Here is an 18473-nt window from a genome sequence, read left to right as displayed (position 1 = left end):
TGCTCTGCTGCCCCTTCAAACTCAAGATTTCAATGCTTCGGCAAGTTTCGCGATTTTGCCGCGAATCGAGCCATCGATAACCAGGTCGCCGGCGCGGATAACGACACCACCTATAAGGGCAGCATCCTCCGCAACTTGCAGGCGCACTTCCCGGTTGAGTCGTGCACTGAGAACCTTGGCGAGTTTGTCTTGCTGTTCTTGGTTCAATGCAAAAGCACTGGTCACTTCAACGTCTACCGATTTCTCTTGCTCGGCCTTGTACAGGTCGAACAGAGCGGCGATCTCCGGCAGAAGCGGGAGACGGTCGTTTTCGGCAACGACATTGATGAAGTTCTGTGCCTTGGCATCAAACTTGTCGCCGCACACGTCAATGAACGTGGCGGCCTTTTCTGCGCTCGTCAGTCGCGGGGCCTTGAGCACGCGCTGCATGGTGTCGTCTTGCGACACCGCTGCTGCCAGGCCGAGCATGGCTGACCAATTGGCCAGTTGCTGGTGGGCCTGAGCGTGCTCGAAGGCCGCCTTAGCGTAAGGTCGGGCCAACGTGGTCAGTTCTGCCATGATCGCCCTCGCTTAGATTTCAGCAGCCAGTTGGTTAACCAGCTCTGCGTGCGCGTTTTGATCGATTGTGGCACCCAGGATCTTCTCGGCGCCGCCGACAGCCAGCAAGCCCACTTGGGCGCGCAGCTTGTCTTTGACACTGTTCAGTTCCTGTTCGATCTCGGCTTGAGCCTGAACCTTCACACGGTCAGCGTCGACGCGGGCCTTTTCAACGGCCTCTTCGACAATCTGGTTACCGCGTTTCTTGGCTTGCTCGATGATTTCAGCTGCCTGAGCTTTCGCTTCGCGCAGTTGCTGACCCGCTTTCTCTTGGGCCAACTCCAGGTCGCGAGCTGCACGGCTGGCAGCGTCCAGACCATCAGCGATCTTCTTTTGACGTTCATGCAGAGCTGCGATGACCGGAGGCCATACGAACTTCATGCAGAACAGTACAAAAATCAGGAACGCAACGGACTGGCCAATCAGGGTCGCATTAATGTTCACGCCAACACCTCGCAGTTACGTTGTCCATCACATCAAATTACTCGGAAGAATCCGGGTAATTAGCCAGCGATCTGACCAACGAACGGGTTCGCAAAGGTGAAGAACAGAGCGATACCAACACCGATCATGGTTACGGCGTCGAGCAGACCGGCAACGATGAACATTTTAACTTGCAGCATTGGAACCATTTCTGGCTGACGCGCTGCGCCTTCCAGGAACTTGCCGCCCAGCAGGCCGAAACCAATTGCGGTACCCAGTGCGCCCAGGCCGATCAACAGTGCAACAGCGATAGCGGTTAGACCAACTACAGTTTCCATCTTTCCTCCCGACTTTTACGTCGTATGGTTTAGGTTTTTTAGATTAAAGCGGTAAAACAAATCGTTTCATGGTGCCCCGTGAGGAGCCCCTCCCCGTTTTACCGGGAAGGACATCAGACTAGTCGAGACTGGTCTTAATGGTTTTCTTCGTGCGCCATCGACAGGTAGACGATGGTCAGCATCATGAAGATGAACGCCTGCAGGGTAATGATCAGGATGTGGAACACAGCCCACGCCCACTGCAGAACAACGCCCAGGCCGCTGAGCCAGAGCAGGCCGCTGCCGAACATCACAGCGATCAGGATGAACACCAGTTCGCCGGCATACATGTTGCCGAACAGACGCAGAGCCAGAGAGATCGGTTTGGCGATCAGGGTCACGAATTCCAGCAGGAAGTTCACCGGGATCAGCAGCGCCTGAACGAAGATGTTCTTGCTGCCGAACGGGTGCAGGGTCAGCTCGCCGATGAAGCCGCCGAGGCCCTTGACCTTGATGCTATAGAAAATGATCAGTGCGAAAACCGAGAACGCCATGCCCAGAGTCGCGTTCGGGTCGGTGGTCGACACGGCACGGAACGGGATGTGGTGGTCGCCGGAGATCAGGATGGCCAGCTGAGGAATCCAGTCGACCGGTACCAGGTCGACGGCGTTCATCAGGAACACCCAGACGAAGATGGTCAGTGCCAGCGGTGCGATCACCGGGCTACGGCCATGGAAGCTGTCTTTCACGCTGCCATCGACGAATTCGACCAGCACTTCAACGAAGTTCTGCAGTGCACCCGGCTGACCGGAAGTCGCCTTCTTGGCCGCCATGCGGAAAAGAAGGACGAAGATCAGACCCAGCGCGACCGACCAGCCGAGGGTATCGACGTGGAAAGCCCAGAAGCCCATTTCCTTGGCTTCTGCTGCGGTGTGGGCAAAGCCCCAGCCGCCGTTGGGTAGCTGACCGAAGGTCAGGTTCTGCAAGTGGTGCTGGATATAGCCCGAAGCGGTTGTTTCTGCCATGGTTGCCTCAAACGCCCTAAGGTCTCGAAAGTCTTGTTCTCATCAGCAGGGGAGCGAACCAGCTGACCGACTGAGTCAGCACGAAGGCGCCGAATACAGCGATCGGCGCCAGTGGCTTCACACCTGCAAACACCAGTGCAAACAGCACTGCCGTCAAAATCAGTTTGCCTGCCTCGCCGGCATAGAAAGACCGGACGATGGACTGGGCTGCTCGGGCGCCGGAAAACCGAAATGCCTTGTGAGCGAAATAAACATTGGGCAGCAAGGCTATCAGGCCTCCGCAAAGTCCCGAGTATCCGGCAACGACTCCGTGCCATTGCCAGAGCGCCAAAGCGGCAATGAGCAAAATGACAAATTGAGCCATCAACACCGGAAAAACCGCCAGGCGATGGAACGGCAGGCGGTTTGGCTTGCGGGTTTCCATCACTTTTGCTCTCCAATGGTCGGCTGCCGAAATTCAATAACTTGGCATAATTTGTGCCGACAAAATGCGCGCAGAGTATAGGGGCGGTTCTGCCCCTATTCAACTGTCAGGTAGTGATTTCCGACTGCGCGCTACAAGAGGAATTGTTTCAGCGGATGTGTGCAAGCACACCCTGAAGCTCATCGAGGGAGTTGTAACCGATCACCAACTGACCCTTTCCCTTCTTCCCGTGGCGGATCTGCACCGCAGAGCCTAGGCGCTCGGCCAGACGTTGCTCGAGGCGAGCGATATCCGGGTCCGGTTTTGCAGGTTCCACAGGCTCGGGTTTGCCACTCAACCACTGACGAACCAGTGCCTCAGTTTGGCGCACGGTGAGACCGCGTGCGACAACATGTCGCGCCCCTTCCACCTGCTGATTGTCCGGCAGACCGAGCAATGCACGGGCATGACCCATTTCCAGGTCGCCGTGGGACAGCATGGTCTTGATGACTTCCGGCAGCGCAATCAGGCGCAACAGGTTGGCCACGGTGACGCGGGACTTACCCACAGCCTCGGCCACCTGTTGCTGAGTGAGCTGGAATTCCTGCTGCAGGCGCTGCAGGGCCACCGCTTCTTCGATCGGGTTCAGGTCTTCGCGCTGGATGTTCTCGATCAGTGCAATGGCGATCGCGGTTTCATCCGGCACATCACGGACCATGGCCGGGATGGTTTCCTGCCCGGCCTGCTGGCTGGCACGCCAGCGACGTTCACCGGCAATGATTTCAAATCGGCCACCACCAATCGGGCGAACCACGATCGGCTGCATCACGCCCTGAGCCTTGATCGACTGCGCCAGCTCTTCCAGTGCCTGCGGATCCATGTCCCGGCGTGGCTGATACTTGCCGCGTTGCAGCAGGTCCAGCGGCAGGTGCTGCAACTCACGGCTGTCAGCCTGCGCCGCTTGTTCTTCCAGCGAGCTGACAGTCGGACCGCTCAGCAGTGCATCCAGTCCTCGTCCGAGACCTCGTTTCTTGACGGCCATGGGGATTCCTTAAGTTGGCTGGGCAGCGGCGATGCGTGAATTTTTGCGCTGACGGCGAACCATCTCGCCCGCCAGGGCCAGATAGGCCAGCGCGCCACGCGATTGCTTGTCGTAAGCCAGCGCCGGCATGCCGTAGCTCGGTGCTTCGGCCAGGCGAATGTTGCGCGGGATCACCGTGTCGTACAGCTGATCGCCGAAGTGTTCCTTGAGCTGGGCCGATACATCGTTCATCAGGCTCAGGCGCGGGTCGTACATGGTCCGCAGCAGGCCTTCGACCTTCAGGTTCGGGTTCAGCAGTTCGGCGATGCGCTTGATGTTATCCACAAGGTCGCTCAGACCTTCGAGCGCAAAGTATTCGCACTGCATGGGGATAATCACCCCGTCAGCGGCGACCAGTGCGTTCAGCGTGAGCATCGACAGCGACGGCGGGCAGTCGATCAGAATGTAATCGTAGTTTTCACGGATTGGCGCCAGCGCGCTGCGCAGACGGCTCTCCTTCATCTGCATTTCCAGCAGCACCACTTCGGCGGCCGTCAGGTCGCGGTTGGCCGGCAGCAGTTGATAACCGCCGTGTTCCGAGAAGTGCATGGCCTGCGCCAGATCGCATTCGCCGATCAGCAGGTCGTAGACCGAGTTTTCCAGGCCATGTTTATCCACACCGCTACCCATGGTGGCGTTGCCCTGTGGATCGAGATCGATCAACAGCACCCGGCGCTTGGTCGCGACCAGGGATGCTGCGAGGTTGATGCAGGTGGTGGTCTTGCCCACACCACCCTTCTGGTTCGCTATCGCGAATACCTTAGCCATTCTTGCTTGTGTTCCCAATCATGCCGTGCGGCGCAGTATCAGCAGATGGCGTTGGCCTTGGCAACCGGGTACGGCCAGGGCGTGTTCGCTATCGAGTTTGAAGTCTGCCGGCAATGCTACCAGCTCATCGGCCGGATGGACGCCCTTCATTGCCAGCCAGCGTGTATCGGCATCGCCCAGGTGGCGAGTCCAGTTGGTGAAGTTCTCCATGCTGCTGAACGCCCGGGAGATGATCCCGTTGAATGGCTGGGCAGGCTGGAATGCTTCGACGCGACTGTGGATAACTTGCAGGTTGTCCAGTTTGAGTTCGAGTTTGACCTGGGTCAGGAAGCGGGTTTTCTTGCCGTTGCTGTCCAGGCAGGTCACTTGCGAGTCCGGATACAGGATCGCCAGAGGGATCCCCGGCATGCCACCGCCACTGCCGACGTCCAGCCAGCGGCCGTTTTCGATGAACGACATCACGCTGAGGCTATCAAGCAAGTGCCGGGAAACCATTTCGTCGGGATCGCGAACGGCGGTCAGGTTGTAGGCCTGGTTCCATTTGATCAACAGGGCCAGATAACCCAGCAGCAATGCGTGCTGGGTTTCAGTGAGATTGACACCGAGCTCGCGGGCTCCTGTGGATAACTCTTCGGCGTGTTGCGAAGTGACCTTAGAACTCAAGCGCTTTGCTCCAACTGACGGCCCGCGCCGCGTTTTTTCAAATGAATCATCAACAGCGAAATCGCTGCCGGGGTTACACCCGGGATCCGCGAAGCCTGGCCAAGCGTCTCTGGACGCGTGGCACCGAGCTTGCTCTGGATCTCCTTGGAGAGACCGGAAATGTTGGTGTAATCGATATCCACAGGCAGTTTCGTGTCTTCGCTTGCACGCAGACGGGCGATTTCGTCCTGTTGGCGGTCGATGTAACCGGCGTACTTGGTCTTGATCTCGACCTGTTCGGCAACCTGTGGATCTTCGGCCCCCTGTCCGGTCACTTCGACCAGACCAGCGTAGTCGATTTCCGGACGGCTCAAGAGATTGAGCAAGTTGTATTCGTGAGTCAGCGGTGTACCGAATTTTTCCGCGATCGCATCGCCCTGGGCAGTGCCTGGGCGAACCCAGGTGCTTTTCAGGCGCTGCTCTTCGAGTTCGATACTTTCGCGCTTCTTGCAGAACGCTGCCCAGCGCGCGTCATCGACCAGACCCAGTTCGCGGCCTTTTTCGGTCAGACGCAGGTCGGCGTTGTCCTCACGCAGGATCAGGCGGTACTCGGCACGGGAAGTGAACATGCGGTACGGCTCTTGGGTACCGAGGGTAATCAGGTCGTCGACCAATACCCCGATGTACGCTTCATCGCGACGCGGGCACCAGGCTTCTTTGCCTTTCGCACGCAGTGCAGCGTTCGCGCCAGCCAGCAACCCCTGGGCGCCGGCTTCTTCGTAACCGGTGGTGCCGTTGATCTGGCCAGCGAAGAACAGACCGCCGATGACTTTGGTTTCCAGGCTGTACTTCAGGTCGCGCGGATCGAAGTAGTCGTACTCGATCGCATAACCCGGACGCACGATGTGCGCGTTTTCCATGCCGCGGATCGATTGCACGATTTGCAATTGCACGTCGAACGGCAGGCTTGTGGATATCCCGTTCGGATACAGCTCATGGGTGGTCAGGCCTTCCGGCTCGATGAATACCTGATGGCTTTCCTTGTCGGCAAAGCGGTGGATCTTGTCTTCGATCGACGGGCAGTAACGCGGACCGATGCCTTCGATCTCGCCTGCTGCCGAATACATCGGCGAACGATCGAGGTTCGCCGCGATGATTTCGTGGGTGCGGGCGTTGGTGTGGGTAATCCAGCAACTGACTTGCCGCGGATGTTGTTCCTTGTTGCCCATGAACGACATCACCGGGATCGGCGTATCGCCAGGTTGCTCGGTCATCACCGAGAAATCCACAGACTTGCCGTCGATACGCGGTGGCGTACCGGTTTTCAGGCGACCGACGCGCAGCGGCAATTCACGCAGACGATGCGCAAGGGCGATCGACGGCGGATCACCGGCGCGCCCGCCGGAAAAATTCTGCAAACCGATGTGGATAAGTCCGCCGAGGAAGGTACCGGTGGTCAACACCACGGAATCGGCAAAGAAACGCAGACCCATTTGCGTGACGACACCGCGTACTTGTTCCTGCTCGACGATCAGGTCGTCGGCGGCCTGCTGAAATATCCACAGGTTCGGCTGGTTTTCCAGAATTTCGCGGACAGCGGCCTTGTAAAGAATCCGGTCGGCCTGTGCACGTGTTGCACGCACGGCCGGGCCTTTGCGGCTGTTCAACACGCGAAACTGGATACCGCCCAGATCGGTGGCCGTGGCCATCGCACCGCCGAGGGCGTCGATTTCCTTGACCAGATGGCTTTTGCCAATGCCGCCGATGGCCGGGTTGCAACTCATGGCACCGAGGGTTTCCACGTTGTGCGTCAGCAGAAGGGTTTTTGCACCCATGCGTGCTGAGGCCAGTGCTGCCTCGGTACCGGCATGACCGCCGCCGATGACGATCACTTCAAAACGGGAAGGGAAATCCACCACGCACCTCGTGCCTGCTTAAGTAGGTAATTCAGGAATAGTTTGAGATCAGGTTTCTGGACCTGGTCGACAAGTATAGGGACTTCGCCCTTCCTAAAGAACCCTTTGCACAAAATTTAACCAGCTGTGGAGAACTCGCGGTTAAAAGAATAAAAAAGAGAGAAATTTATAAAACCTTTGTTTTAAAGCTTATTCTTACTGCCCATGATTTCTGTGGATAGATCTCTACAGACCTTTATTTTCAATGTGTACAGAGATTCAAAACCCTGTGGCCATGTCGCAATGAAGCCCTTGGATAACCGGTGTAAGCCTGTGGATGAATGGGGGTGTTATCCACAGAGGCAGTTATGTTCAGTTTTCTGGCCCTGTTATCAACTGCCCTCAGCGGCAGTTATTCACAGGGCTTAATCCACAGAAATCGAATGAACGAGCACGTAGCGGACAGGGGAAATCCGCTCAGGGAGAAGGAATCTGCCCGGCACTGGAAGGAAAGGAATGGGAAGAGGAGAACCAGACAGGTCGCCAATGGACCTGTCTGTGGACAACCGAAGGGTTATTTACCGATGCAGAAACTGGAAAAGATCCGCCCGAGCAGATCATCGGAGCTGAACGCTCCGGTAATTTCCCCAAGGGATTGCTGAGCCTGACGCAGATCTTCTGCCAATAGTTCGCCAGCCCCTGCCAGAGTCAGCTGTGCACGACCGTGTTCCAGCGCCGCGCTGGCGTGACGCAAAGCTTCCAGGTGGCGACGGCGTGCGCTGAAGCTGCTTTCTGAAGTCTGCTCGTAACCCATGCAGGCCTTCAGGTGATCGCGCAACAGATCAAGACCTTCGCCGGCAGCCTTGGCGCTCAGGCTGATGGTTACGTGGCCATCGTCGCTGACTTCCAGGGCAATCGCTTCACCGGTGAGATCTGCTTTATTGCGAATCAGGGTGACCTTTGCCGGATCTGGCCTGGTTTCAAGGAATTCGGGCCACAACGCGAAAGGATCGGCCGCTTCCGGAGCCGTGGCATCAACCACCAGCAGTACCCGATCGGCTTCGCCAATGGCTTTCAACGCACGTTCTACACCGATTTTTTCCACATGGTCGTCGGTATCGCGCAATCCGGCGGTGTCTACGACATGCAGCGGCATGCCATCGATGTGGATATGTTCGCGCAGGATGTCCCGGGTCGTGCCGGCGATTTCCGTCACGATGGCAGCTTCTCGACCGGCCAGTGCATTGAGCAGACTCGATTTGCCGGCATTCGGACGACCGGCGATCACCACTGTCATGCCGTCACGCAGCAATGCACCCTGGCCGGCTTCGCGCAATACGGTGGATAACTCGTCACGGACCTTGTCGAGCATGCTCAACACATGGCCATCGGCGAGGAAGTCGATCTCTTCTTCCGGAAAATCGATGGCTGCTTCGACATAAATCCTCAAGCCGATCAGCTGTTCGGTGAGGTTATGCACACGTTGGGAAAATGCACCCTGCAAGGAACGCAAGGCATTACGTGCAGCCTGTGCAGAACTGGCTTCGATCAGGTCGGCGATGGCCTCGGCCTGAGCCAGGTCGAGTTTGTCATTGAGGAAAGCGCGCTCGCTGAATTCACCCGGCCGGGCCAGACGGCAGCCCAGTTCCAGGCAACGCTTGAGCAACATGTCCAGGACGATCGGTCCACCGTGACCCTGGAGTTCAAGCACATCTTCGCCGGTGAACGAGTTCGGCCCGGGGAAATACAGTGCCAGACCTTCATCCAGGACCTGTTGATCGTCACTGAAGAAGGGACCGTAGTGGGCAAACCGGGGTTTCAAATCACGGCCGCTGATGGCTTTGGCCGCGACGCTGGCCAGCGGCCCGGAAATTCGAACGATGCCCACGCCGCCACGGCCCTGAGCAGTGGCAACGGCTGCGATGGTTTCACGAGGTGCGCTCATAAACCGGTATCCAGACAAAAATGGCAGATAGCAAAACGCCCCACTAGGGGGCGTTTTGAGTGGTGTTATCCACAGAGTAAGTTACGCCTCGGCTTTTTTCGTCGCCGCTTCGATCTTACGCGTGATGTACCACTGTTGAGCAATCGACAGGCAGTTGTTCACAACCCAGTACAGCACCAGACCCGCCGGGAACCACAGGAAGAAGAAGGTGAAGATGATTGGCATCATTTTCATCACTTTGGCCTGCATCGGATCCGGAGGAGTCGGGTTCAGACGCTGCTGGATGAACATGGTCGCGCCCATGATGATCGGCAGGATGAAGAACGGATCCTTGATCGACAGGTCGGTAATCCACAGCATGAAAGGCGCCTGGCGCATTTCAACGCTTTCCAGCAGAACCCAGTACAGCGAAAGGAAAACCGGCATCTGCACCAGGATCGGCAAGCAGCCACCCAGCGGATTGATCTTCTCTTTCTTGTACAGCTCCATCATGGCTTGCGACATTTTCTGCCGGTCATCGCCATGTTGCTCTTTCAGTGCAGCCAGTTTCGGTGCCACGGCGCGCATGCGGGCCATCGACTTGTAGCTGGCGGCCGACAGCGGGAAGAAGATCCCTTTGATCAGCATGGTCAGGAAGATGATCGACCAGCCCCAATTGCCGACGATGGCGTGGATATGTTGCAGCAGCCAGAAGATCGGCTGGGCAATGAACCACAGAATGCCGTAGTCGACGGTCAGTTCCAGACCTGGGGACAACTCTTTCAGAACCGCCTGGCTTTTCGGGCCTGCGTAAAGAATGGCGCTGGTTTCAACTTTTGCACCCGGCGCAGCGGTCAGGGAAGGACCGGTGTAACCGATGATGTAGTTGCCTTTGCTGTCTTTACGGGTCTGGACGATATTGTTTTCGCCCTTCGGAGCAACCCATGCCGTCACAAAGTAGTGTTGCAGCCAGGCTACCCAACCACCGGTAACGGTTTCCTTGAGTTGACCTTTGTCCATGTCCTTCATGGACACTTTCTTGTACGGCTCGGAACTTGTCCACAGGGCGGCGCCCAGGTAAGTCGCGGTGCCGGTAGCTGTGGTCGACGAAGGATCGGCACTGTTGTCACGCTTCAACTGCGCAAACATCGAACCGGTCCAGGGTTGAGCACTCTGGTTATCCACAAGGTAGGTCACGGTCACGTCATACAGTCCGCGCTTCAGAGTGAAACGCTTGATGTAGTTGACGCCGTCCTTGCTGAATTTCAGGTCGACGACCAATTGGTCCTGACCGTCAGCCAGTTGATAACTTTTCTTCTCCGACGCGTAAACCGGACGACCGGCCGGGCTGGCGTCCGGACCGTTGGTGCCGATCAGACCGCTTTGAGCCAGATAAGTACGCTCGCCGCCGTTGTCGAACAGCTGGAACGGAACATCCGGACGATCCTGACGACGTGGATACAGTGGCAAGGTCAGTTGCGCAACGTCACCGCCCTGTGGATCGATCGCGAGATCGAGCACATCGGTTTTGACCTGGATCAGATCCTTGCTGGCAGCGACCGGCGCTTCTGCAGGTGCGCTGGTATCGCTTGCGGCATGCGGAATATCGTCACTGGCGGAAGTGTTATTGCCAGGAACGGTGTCCGGCAAACCGGATGCAGTCGTACTGGAAGCAACATTCTGAGTCGGCAGGGCAGCTTGGCCATAATCCTGGTTCCATTTAAGAACCATGACGTAGGACACGATTGCCAGGGCGACGATCAGGATCGTGCGTTTGATATCCATGATTACTCGGCCATCGAAGAAGAACGGGAGGTAGGGATAGGTGGAACCGGGTCATAACCACCGGGATTCCACGGATGACAGCGACCTAAACGACGAAAGGTCAGCCAGCCACCGCGCAGAAGGCCATGATTTTCGATGGCTTCCAACGCGTAGCAGGAACAACTGGGGTAGAAACGACAGTGGTCAGCCATCAGAGGACTAATGGCGTAGCGGTAAAACTGGATCGGAACGAGTGCCAGTTTACGCATCTGGACTGTCTACCCCTACAGTTTCGGTTTTGACTGCTGGTACCGGCTTGTTGCGTGCCAGACGCTTCCAGAGTTTGCCGAAATGCTGAATCAATTCGGGGTTTTCTACATCGCCCAAACCTTTGCGCGCGACGATAACGATGTCCCAGCCGACCAGTGAATCCTGGTGCAGGCGAAACGATTCGCGCATAAGACGTTTGAGACGATTGCGCTCGACGGAGAGCTTTACGCTCTTTTTCCCGATAACCAGTCCTAGACGGGGGTGATCGAGATCGTTGTTGCGCGCAAGGAGCAGGAGATTTTTCCCCGGAACCTTGCCGGTAGGGGAGTCAAAGACTGCCTTGAAATGCCGGGGAGTAAGCAGACGCTTTTCCCGACTGAAGTCCTGACTCACCTCCAGTGCCGGATTATCAAACTGCCAGACGTGCGCGGCCTTTGGCGCGACGACGCGACAGTACGGCACGACCGTTCTTGGTAGCCATGCGAGCACGGAAACCGTGGGTACGAGCGCGTTTGATAGTGCTTGGTTGGAAAGTACGTTTCATGTCGTGTTACCTGGTTCGTCCACAACGGGCCGGAATGGCCCCCGTTTTAAGAGACCGGGGATTCTAGAGAAAGCAAGTCCATAGGTCAATTTCCAACCAGCGTTTCCTTATAAATAGATCTCTGATGCCCCGAAGCTCGAAACCTTGTCTGCCAGACATAAAAATAAAGAAGGGAATTATTTAAAGCTTTTCTGTAAAGCTTGTAAAAGCTAGGACCGCCACCTTCTGTGGATAACTGCTCTGAGGCCTTGTTCCACGCGATGTACAGAGAATGACAACTACAGTGGAAAACCGTGTTCAGCCTGTGCTGCGCTATCGGATAACCTGTGTGTGGAAAGTGCTGTTATCCACAGGCGGTTTATCCACCGAGTTTCGCCCCCAGTTGTCCAGTGCCCTCAGCTACGGTTATCCACAGAGCTTATTCACACACCGCTGGTCGCTTTTTCATTGGTTAAGGCATTGATAAATCATGTCTACCGGGCAACCTGCATGTGGATAAGTGAACGTCCGGCCGCTACAATGGCCGCTTGTTTTTGCCTCACCGGCTTTCAATTAGGGGATTTCCGTGTCAGTGGAACTTTGGCAGCAGTGCGTGGAGCTTTTGCGCGAAGAGCTGCCGGCCCAACAATTCAACACCTGGATCCGTCCGTTACAGGTCGAAGCCGAAGGCGACGAGTTGCGTGTCTACGCACCGAACCGTTTTGTTCTGGACTGGGTCAACGAAAAGTACCTGGGGCGCGTCCTTGAACTGCTGGATGAGCATGGCAATGGCCTCGCGCCGTCGCTCTCCTTATTAATAGGCAGCAAGCGCAGCTCTGCGCCGCGTGCCGCGCCCAATGCGCCATTGGCCGCCGCTGCTGCATCCCTGGCTCAGGCCAATGCCGCCCCCGTCAGCGCTCCGGCACCAGCGCCAGCTCCAACCCCGGCCAAGCGCGCGACGCAGAAAACCGAGGAAGTCAGCGAAGAGCCGTCCCGCGACAGCTTCGATCCGATGGCGGGCGCTGCTTCCCAGCAAGCACCAGTGCGTGCCGAACAGCGCACCGTGCAGGTCGAAGGCGCGCTCAAGCACACCAGCTACCTGAACCGCACCTTCACCTTTGAAAACTTCGTCGAAGGTAAATCCAACCAGCTCGCCCGTGCGGCGGCCTGGCAAGTGGCAGACAACCCAAAACACGGCTACAACCCGCTCTTCCTTTATGGCGGCGTCGGCCTGGGTAAAACGCACTTGATGCATGCGGTGGGTAACCACCTATTAAAGAAGAATCCGAATGCCAAGGTCGTGTACCTGCATTCCGAGCGTTTCGTGGCCGACATGGTCAAGGCGCTGCAACTGAACGCGATCAACGAGTTCAAGCGTTTCTACCGTTCGGTGGACGCCCTGCTGATCGACGATATTCAGTTCTTCGCCCGCAAGGAGCGTTCCCAGGAAGAGTTTTTCCACACCTTCAACGCCCTGCTGGAAGGTGGTCAGCAGGTCATTCTCACCAGTGACCGCTACCCGAAAGAAATCGAAGGCCTTGAAGAGCGCCTCAAATCCCGCTTCGGTTGGGGCCTGACGGTCGCCGTCGAGCCGCCGGAGCTGGAAACCCGTGTGGCCATCTTGATGAAGAAGGCCGACCAGGCCAAAGTCGAGCTGCCTCACGATGCTGCATTCTTCATTGCCCAGCGTATTCGCTCCAACGTCCGTGAGCTGGAAGGCGCGCTGAAACGCGTGATCGCCCACTCGCACTTCATGGGCCGCGACATCACCATCGAGTTGATCCGCGAATCCCTGAAAGACCTGTTGGCGTTGCAGGACAAACTGGTCTCTGTGGATAACATTCAGCGCACCGTCGCCGAGTACTACAAGATCAAGATCTCCGACTTGCTGTCCAAGCGCCGTTCGCGCTCGGTTGCTCGTCCGCGTCAGGTGGCCATGGCACTGTCCAAGGAACTGACCAACCACAGCCTGCCGGAAATCGGCGATGTGTTTGGCGGTCGCGACCACACGACGGTGTTGCATGCCTGCCGCAAGATCAACGAACTTAAGGAATCCGACGCGGACATCCGCGAGGACTACAAGAACCTGCTGCGTACACTGACCACTTGATGAACACCAGCGCAGCTTATTAAGGCAAGGGACTAGACCATGCATTTCACCATTCAACGCGAAGCCCTGTTGAAACCCCTGCAACTGGTCGCAGGCGTCGTCGAGCGCCGACAGACCTTGCCGGTACTGTCCAACGTGCTGCTGGTTGTCGATGGCCAGCAACTGTCGCTGACCGGTACCGACCTGGAAGTCGAGCTGGTCGGTCGCGTGCAACTCGAAGAGCCGGCTGAAACAGGTTCCATCACCGTGCCGGCGCGCAAGCTGATGGACATTTGCAAGAGCCTGCCGAACGATGCCCTGATCGACATCAAGGTCGACGAGCAGAAGCTGGTGGTGAAGGCCGGCCGTAGCCGCTTCACCCTGTCGACCCTGCCGGCCAATGACTTCCCGACTGTGGAAGAAGGCCCGGGTTCGCTGACTACCAGCCTGGATCAGAGCAAGCTGCGTCGCCTGATCGAACGCACCAGTTTCGCCATGGCCCAACAGGACGTGCGTTACTACCTCAACGGCATGTTGCTGGAAGTGTCGACCGGTGTGATCCGCGCCGTGGCCACTGACGGTCACCGTCTGGCCATGTGCTCGATGCAGGCCGACATCGGTCAGCAGGATCGCCACCAGGTGATCGTGCCGCGCAAAGGTATTCTCGAACTGGCGCGTCTGCTCACCGAGCCGGACGGCAACGTCAGCATCGTCCTGGGTCAGCACCACATCCGCGCGACCACCGGAGAATTCACCTTCACCTCGAAATTGGTCGACGGCAAATTCCCTGACTACGAGCGTGTTCTGCCGAAGGGCGGCGACAAACTGGTTCTGGGCGATCGCCAGGCGCTGCGCGAAGCGTTCAGCCGTACCGCGATTCTGTCCAACGAGAAGTACCGCGGCATTCGTCTGCAACTGGCCAGTGGTCAGCTGAAAATCCAGGCCAACAACCCGGAGCAGGAAGAAGCGGAAGAAGAAGTGGGCGTGGAATACAACGGCGGCTCTCTGGAAATCGGCTTCAACGTGAGCTATCTGCTCGACGTGCTGGGCGTGATGACCACCGAGCAGGTTCGCCTGATCCTGTCTGACTCCAACAGCAGTGCGCTGGTGCAAGAGTCCGACAACGACGATTCGGCTTACGTTGTCATGCCGATGCGTCTGTAATCAGCTGACTCTGGATGTCGCTAAGTCGCGTCTCGGTCACCGCGGTGCGCAATCTGCACCCGGTGACCTTCTCCCCTTCCCCCCGAATCAACATTCTTTACGGCGCCAACGGCAGCGGCAAAACCAGTGTTCTGGAAGCCATTCACCTGCTGGGGCTTGCCCGCTCGTTCCGCAGCACCCGACTGTTGCCCGTCATCCAGTATGAGCAACTCGCCTGTACCGTATTCGGTCAGGTCGAGCTTGCCGAAGGTGGCCACAGCGCATTGGGGATCTCTCGTGATCGCCAGGGCGAGTTTCAGATTCGCATCGATGGCCAGAACGCCCGCAGTGCCGCGCAACTGGCGGAGATTCTGCCGCTGCAGTTGATCAACCCGGACAGCTTCCGCCTGCTGGAAGGTGCACCGAAGATTCGCCGGCAATTCCTCGACTGGGGTGTGTTCCACGTCGAGCCACGGTTCATGGCTACCTGGCAGCGGTTGCAGAAGGCCTTGCGCCAGAGAAACTCCTGGCTGCGACATGGTACACTTGACGCCGTTTCGCAAGCGGTTTGGGACAGGGAACTGTGCCAGGCCAGCGCTGAAATCGATGAATACCGCCGCGCTTACATCAAAGCCTTGAAACCAGTCTTTGAACAAACCTTGAGCGAACTGGTTGAGCTCGAAGGTTTGACGCTCAGCTATTACCGAGGCTGGGACAAGGACCGGGAATTGAGTGCCGTACTTGCCGGATCCCTGCAGCGGGACCAGCAAATGGGTCATACCCAGGCCGGACCGCAACGTGCTGACTTGCGTCTTCGATTGGGCGCTCACAATGCCGCGGACATCTTGTCCCGGGGTCAGCAGAAGCTGGTGGTTTGTGCCTTGCGCATTGCCCAGGGGCATCTGGTGAGCCAGGCCCGACGCGGCCAGTGTATTTATCTGGTGGATGACTTGCCGTCCGAACTGGACGAGAGCCACCGTCGCGCGCTGTGCCGCTTGCTGGAAGACTTACGCTGCCAGGTCTTTATCACCTGTGTAGATCACGAATTATTGAGGGAAGGCTGGCAGACGGAAACGCCAGTCGCTCTGTTCCACGTGGAACAGGGCCGTATCACCCAGACCCACGACCATCGGGAGTGAAGGCATTGAGCGAAGAAAATACGTACGACTCATCGAGCATTAAAGTGCTGAAAGGCCTGGATGCCGTGCGCAAACGTCCCGGTATGTACATTGGTGACACCGACGATGGCAGCGGTCTGCACCACATGGTGTTCGAGGTGGTCGACAACTCGATCGACGAAGCCCTCGCCGGCCATTGCGACGACATCAGCATCATCATCCACCCGGATGAGTCCATCACCGTCAAAGACAACGGCCGTGGCATCCCGGTCGACGTGCACAAAGAGGAAGGCGTTTCCGCCGCCGAGGTCATCATGACCGTCCTCCACGCCGGCGGTAAGTTCGACGACAACTCCTACAAGGTATCCGGCGGTCTGCACGGTGTAGGTGTTTCGGTAGTGAACGCGCTGTCCGAAGAGCTGGTCCTGACCGTTCGCCGCAGCGGCAAGATCTGGGAACAGACCTACGTCCACGGCGTACCTCAGGCACCGATGGCGATCGTTGGCGACAGCGAAACCACCGGTACCCAGATCCACTTCAAGGCTTCCAAGGAAACCTTCAAGAACATTCACTTCAGCTGGGACATCCTGGCCAAGCGCATTCGTGAGCTGTCCTTCCTCAACTCCGGTGTTGGCATCGTCCTCAAGGACGAGCGCAGCGGCAAGGAAGAGCTGTTCAAGTATGAAGGCGGCCTGCGTGCATTCGTTGAATACCTGAACACCAACAAGACTGCGGTCAACCAGGTGTTCCACTTCAACATCCAGCGTGAAGACGGCATCGGCGTGGAAATCGCCCTGCAGTGGAACGACAGCTTCAACGAGAACCTGTTGTGCTTCACCAACAACATTCCGCAGCGCGACGGCGGTACTCACCTGGTGGGCTTCCGTTCCGCACTGACGCGTAACCTGAACAACTACATCGAGCAGGAAGGTCTGGCGAAGAAGCACAAAGTCGCCACCACCGGTGACGATGCCCGTGAAGGCCTGACCGCGATCATCTCGGTGAAGGTGCCGGATCCGAAGTTCAGCTCCCAGACCAAAGACAAGCTGGTGTCTTCCGAAGTGAAGACCGCGGTCGAACAGGAAATGGGCAAATACTTCTCCGACTTCCTGCTGGAAAATCCGAACGAAGCCAAGCTGGTCGTCGGCAAGATGATCGACGCCGCCCGTGCCCGTGAAGCGGCGCGCAAGGCCCGTGAGATGACCCGCCGCAAAGGCGCGCTGGACATCGCCGGCCTGCCGGGCAAGCTTGCTGACTGTCAGGAAAAAGACCCGGCGCTGTCCGAACTGTACCTCGTGGAAGGTGACTCCGCGGGCGGCTCTGCCAAGCAGGGACGTAACCGCAAGACCCAGGCCATCCTGCCGCTGAAGGGCAAGATCCTCAACGTCGAGAAAGCCCGTTTCGACAAGATGATCTCGTCCCAGGAAGTGGGCACCCTGATCACCGCGCTGGGCTGCGGTATCGGTCGCGAAGAGTACAACATCGACAAGCTGCGCTATCACAACATCATCATCATGACCGATGCTGACGTCGACGGTTCGCACATCCGTACCCTGCTGCTGACCTTCTTCTTCCGTCAGTTGCCGGAGCTGATCGAGCGCGGCTACATCTACATCGCCCAGCCGCCGCTGTACAAGGTCAAGAAAGGCAAGCAAGAGCAATACATCAAAGACGACGACGCCATGGAAGAGTACATGACGCAGTCGGCCCTGGAAGATGCGAGCCTGCACCTGAACGAAGACGCCCCGGGCATTTCCGGCGAAGCGCTGGAACGTCTGGTGAACGACTTCCGTATGGTGATGAAGACCCTCAAGCGTCTGTCGCGTCTGTACCCGCAGGAGCTGACTGAGCACTTCATCTACCTGCCGGCCGTAAGCCTGGAAATGCTCGGCGACCACGCCAAGATGCAAGACTGGCTGGCCCAGTACGAAGTTCGTCTGCGCACCGTCGAGAAGTCCGGCCTGGTCTACAAGGCCAGCCTGCGTGAAGACCGTGAACGTGGCGTGTGGCTGCCGGAGGTCGAACTGATCTCCCACGGCCTGTCGAACTACGTCACCTTCAACCGCGACTTCTTCGGCAGCAACGACTACAAGACCGTCGTCACCCTCGGCGCTCAACTGAGCACCCTGCTCGACGAAGGTGCGTACATCCAGCGTGGCGAGCGCAAGAAAGCGGTCACCGAGTTCAAGGAAGCCCTGGACTGGCTGATGGCCGAAAGCACCAAGCGCCATACCATTCAGCGATACAAAGGTCTGGGCGAAATGAACCCGGATCAACTGTGGGAAACCACCATGGACCCAAGCGTGCGCCGCATGCTGAAAGTCACCATCGAAGACGCCATCGGTGCAGACCAGATCTTCAACACCCTGATGGGTGATGCGGTCGAACCACGCCGTGACTTCATCGAGAGCAACGCTCTGGCGGTTTCCAACCTGGATTTCTGATCCGGGTCGGCACCAGCAAAAAGGCCAACGCATCCGCGTTGGCCTTT

Annotated in this window: 18 protein-coding genes; 4 read left to right on the top strand and 14 right to left on the bottom strand. The window is 57.6% G+C overall.

The genetic code is table 11. The features are described 5' to 3' along the window. Window positions 1-21: 21 nt before the first annotated feature. The 14 genes from J5M72_RS09785 to rpmH form a co-directional block, all read right to left on the bottom strand. Window positions 22-558, bottom strand: coding sequence for a F0F1 ATP synthase subunit delta (locus J5M72_RS09785; protein ID WP_007911956.1), 537 nt, complete (start codon window positions 556-558; stop codon window positions 22-24). 12 nt (window positions 559-570) lie between these two features. Further along, the gene (locus J5M72_RS09780) at window positions 571-1041 is read right to left on the bottom strand and encodes a F0F1 ATP synthase subunit B (protein ID WP_007954149.1); all 471 of its coding nucleotides are present in this window, start codon (window positions 1039-1041) and stop codon (window positions 571-573) included. 59 nt (window positions 1042-1100) lie between these two features. Beyond that, complete coding sequence (atpE, locus tag J5M72_RS09775) at window positions 1101-1358, bottom strand: F0F1 ATP synthase subunit C (protein ID WP_003097235.1); 258 nt, start codon at window positions 1356-1358, stop codon at window positions 1101-1103. Window positions 1359-1492: 134 nt separating this feature from the next. Beyond that, window positions 1493-2362, bottom strand: coding sequence for a F0F1 ATP synthase subunit A (atpB, locus tag J5M72_RS09770; RefSeq protein ID WP_007954148.1), 870 nt, complete (start codon window positions 2360-2362; stop codon window positions 1493-1495). A 16-nt stretch (window positions 2363-2378) separates the two neighbouring features. Further along, window positions 2379-2786 carry a F0F1 ATP synthase subunit I gene (locus J5M72_RS09765; protein ID WP_003229783.1) on the bottom strand — a complete coding sequence of 136 codons (408 nt, stop codon included), beginning with the start codon at window positions 2784-2786 and terminating at the stop codon, window positions 2379-2381. A gap of 148 nt (window positions 2787-2934) precedes the next feature. Then, entirely contained in the window at window positions 2935-3807 is an 873-nt protein-coding gene (locus tag J5M72_RS09760; protein ID WP_011336720.1) for a ParB/RepB/Spo0J family partition protein, read from the bottom strand. 9 nt (window positions 3808-3816) lie between these two features. Further along, the gene (locus tag J5M72_RS09755; RefSeq protein WP_085713099.1) at window positions 3817-4614 is read right to left on the bottom strand and encodes a ParA family protein; all 798 of its coding nucleotides are present in this window, start codon (window positions 4612-4614) and stop codon (window positions 3817-3819) included. A gap of 18 nt (window positions 4615-4632) precedes the next feature. Continuing rightward, window positions 4633-5277: a 16S rRNA (guanine(527)-N(7))-methyltransferase RsmG gene (gene rsmG, locus J5M72_RS09750; protein WP_169432575.1), complete on the bottom strand. Its 645-nt coding sequence runs from the start codon at window positions 5275-5277 to the stop codon at window positions 4633-4635. After that, window positions 5274-7172: a tRNA uridine-5-carboxymethylaminomethyl(34) synthesis enzyme MnmG gene (gene mnmG, locus J5M72_RS09745; protein WP_207865345.1), complete on the bottom strand. Its 1899-nt coding sequence runs from the start codon at window positions 7170-7172 to the stop codon at window positions 5274-5276. The genes rsmG and mnmG overlap by 4 nt, the downstream gene beginning before the upstream one ends. A 553-nt stretch (window positions 7173-7725) precedes the next feature. Further along, the gene (gene mnmE, locus J5M72_RS09740) at window positions 7726-9096 is read right to left on the bottom strand and encodes a tRNA uridine-5-carboxymethylaminomethyl(34) synthesis GTPase MnmE (RefSeq protein WP_169432577.1); all 1371 of its coding nucleotides are present in this window, start codon (window positions 9094-9096) and stop codon (window positions 7726-7728) included. An 81-nt stretch (window positions 9097-9177) separates the two neighbouring features. Continuing rightward, on the bottom strand, window positions 9178-10860 hold the full coding sequence (gene yidC / locus J5M72_RS09735) for a membrane protein insertase YidC (RefSeq protein WP_207865344.1): 1683 nt from the start codon (window positions 10858-10860) through the stop codon (window positions 9178-9180). A 2-nt stretch (window positions 10861-10862) separates the two neighbouring features. After that, the gene (gene yidD / locus J5M72_RS09730) at window positions 10863-11108 is read right to left on the bottom strand and encodes a membrane protein insertion efficiency factor YidD (RefSeq protein ID WP_010565858.1); all 246 of its coding nucleotides are present in this window, start codon (window positions 11106-11108) and stop codon (window positions 10863-10865) included. Continuing rightward, window positions 11101-11502: a ribonuclease P protein component gene (gene rnpA / locus J5M72_RS09725; protein WP_011336726.1), complete on the bottom strand. Its 402-nt coding sequence runs from the start codon at window positions 11500-11502 to the stop codon at window positions 11101-11103. The genes yidD and rnpA overlap by 8 nt, the downstream gene beginning before the upstream one ends. 16 nt (window positions 11503-11518) lie before the next feature. Continuing rightward, entirely contained in the window at window positions 11519-11653 is a 135-nt protein-coding gene (rpmH, locus tag J5M72_RS09720; RefSeq protein WP_003213577.1) for a 50S ribosomal protein L34, read from the bottom strand. A 565-nt stretch (window positions 11654-12218) separates the two neighbouring features. On the opposite strand from rpmH, the gene dnaA reads away from it, so the two are divergent. Genes dnaA through gyrB form a run of 4 tightly spaced genes read left to right on the top strand, consistent with a single transcriptional unit; the run spans window position 12219 to window position 18426 of the window. Beyond that, window positions 12219-13742 carry a chromosomal replication initiator protein DnaA gene (gene dnaA / locus J5M72_RS09715; RefSeq protein WP_085713096.1) on the top strand — a complete coding sequence of 508 codons (1524 nt, stop codon included), beginning with the start codon at window positions 12219-12221 and terminating at the stop codon, window positions 13740-13742. Window positions 13743-13781: 39 nt separating this feature from the next. Next, entirely contained in the window at window positions 13782-14885 is a 1104-nt protein-coding gene (dnaN, locus tag J5M72_RS09710) for a DNA polymerase III subunit beta (RefSeq protein WP_085733897.1), read from the top strand. Window positions 14886-14899: 14 nt separating this feature from the next. Continuing rightward, window positions 14900-16003 carry a DNA replication/repair protein RecF gene (gene recF, locus J5M72_RS09705; RefSeq protein WP_007911886.1) on the top strand — a complete coding sequence of 368 codons (1104 nt, stop codon included), beginning with the start codon at window positions 14900-14902 and terminating at the stop codon, window positions 16001-16003. A gap of 5 nt (window positions 16004-16008) precedes the next feature. Next, window positions 16009-18426, top strand: coding sequence for a DNA topoisomerase (ATP-hydrolyzing) subunit B (gene gyrB, locus J5M72_RS09700; RefSeq protein ID WP_085686140.1), 2418 nt, complete (start codon window positions 16009-16011; stop codon window positions 18424-18426). The last annotated feature ends 47 nt before the right edge of the window (window positions 18427-18473 follow it).

The sequence above is a fragment of the Pseudomonas sp. 58(2021) genome (assembly GCF_017491585.1).
Lineage (GTDB): Bacteria > Pseudomonadota > Gammaproteobacteria > Pseudomonadales > Pseudomonadaceae > Aquipseudomonas > Aquipseudomonas fluorescens_BT.
This window is presented reverse-complemented; position numbering and strand designations above follow the sequence as displayed.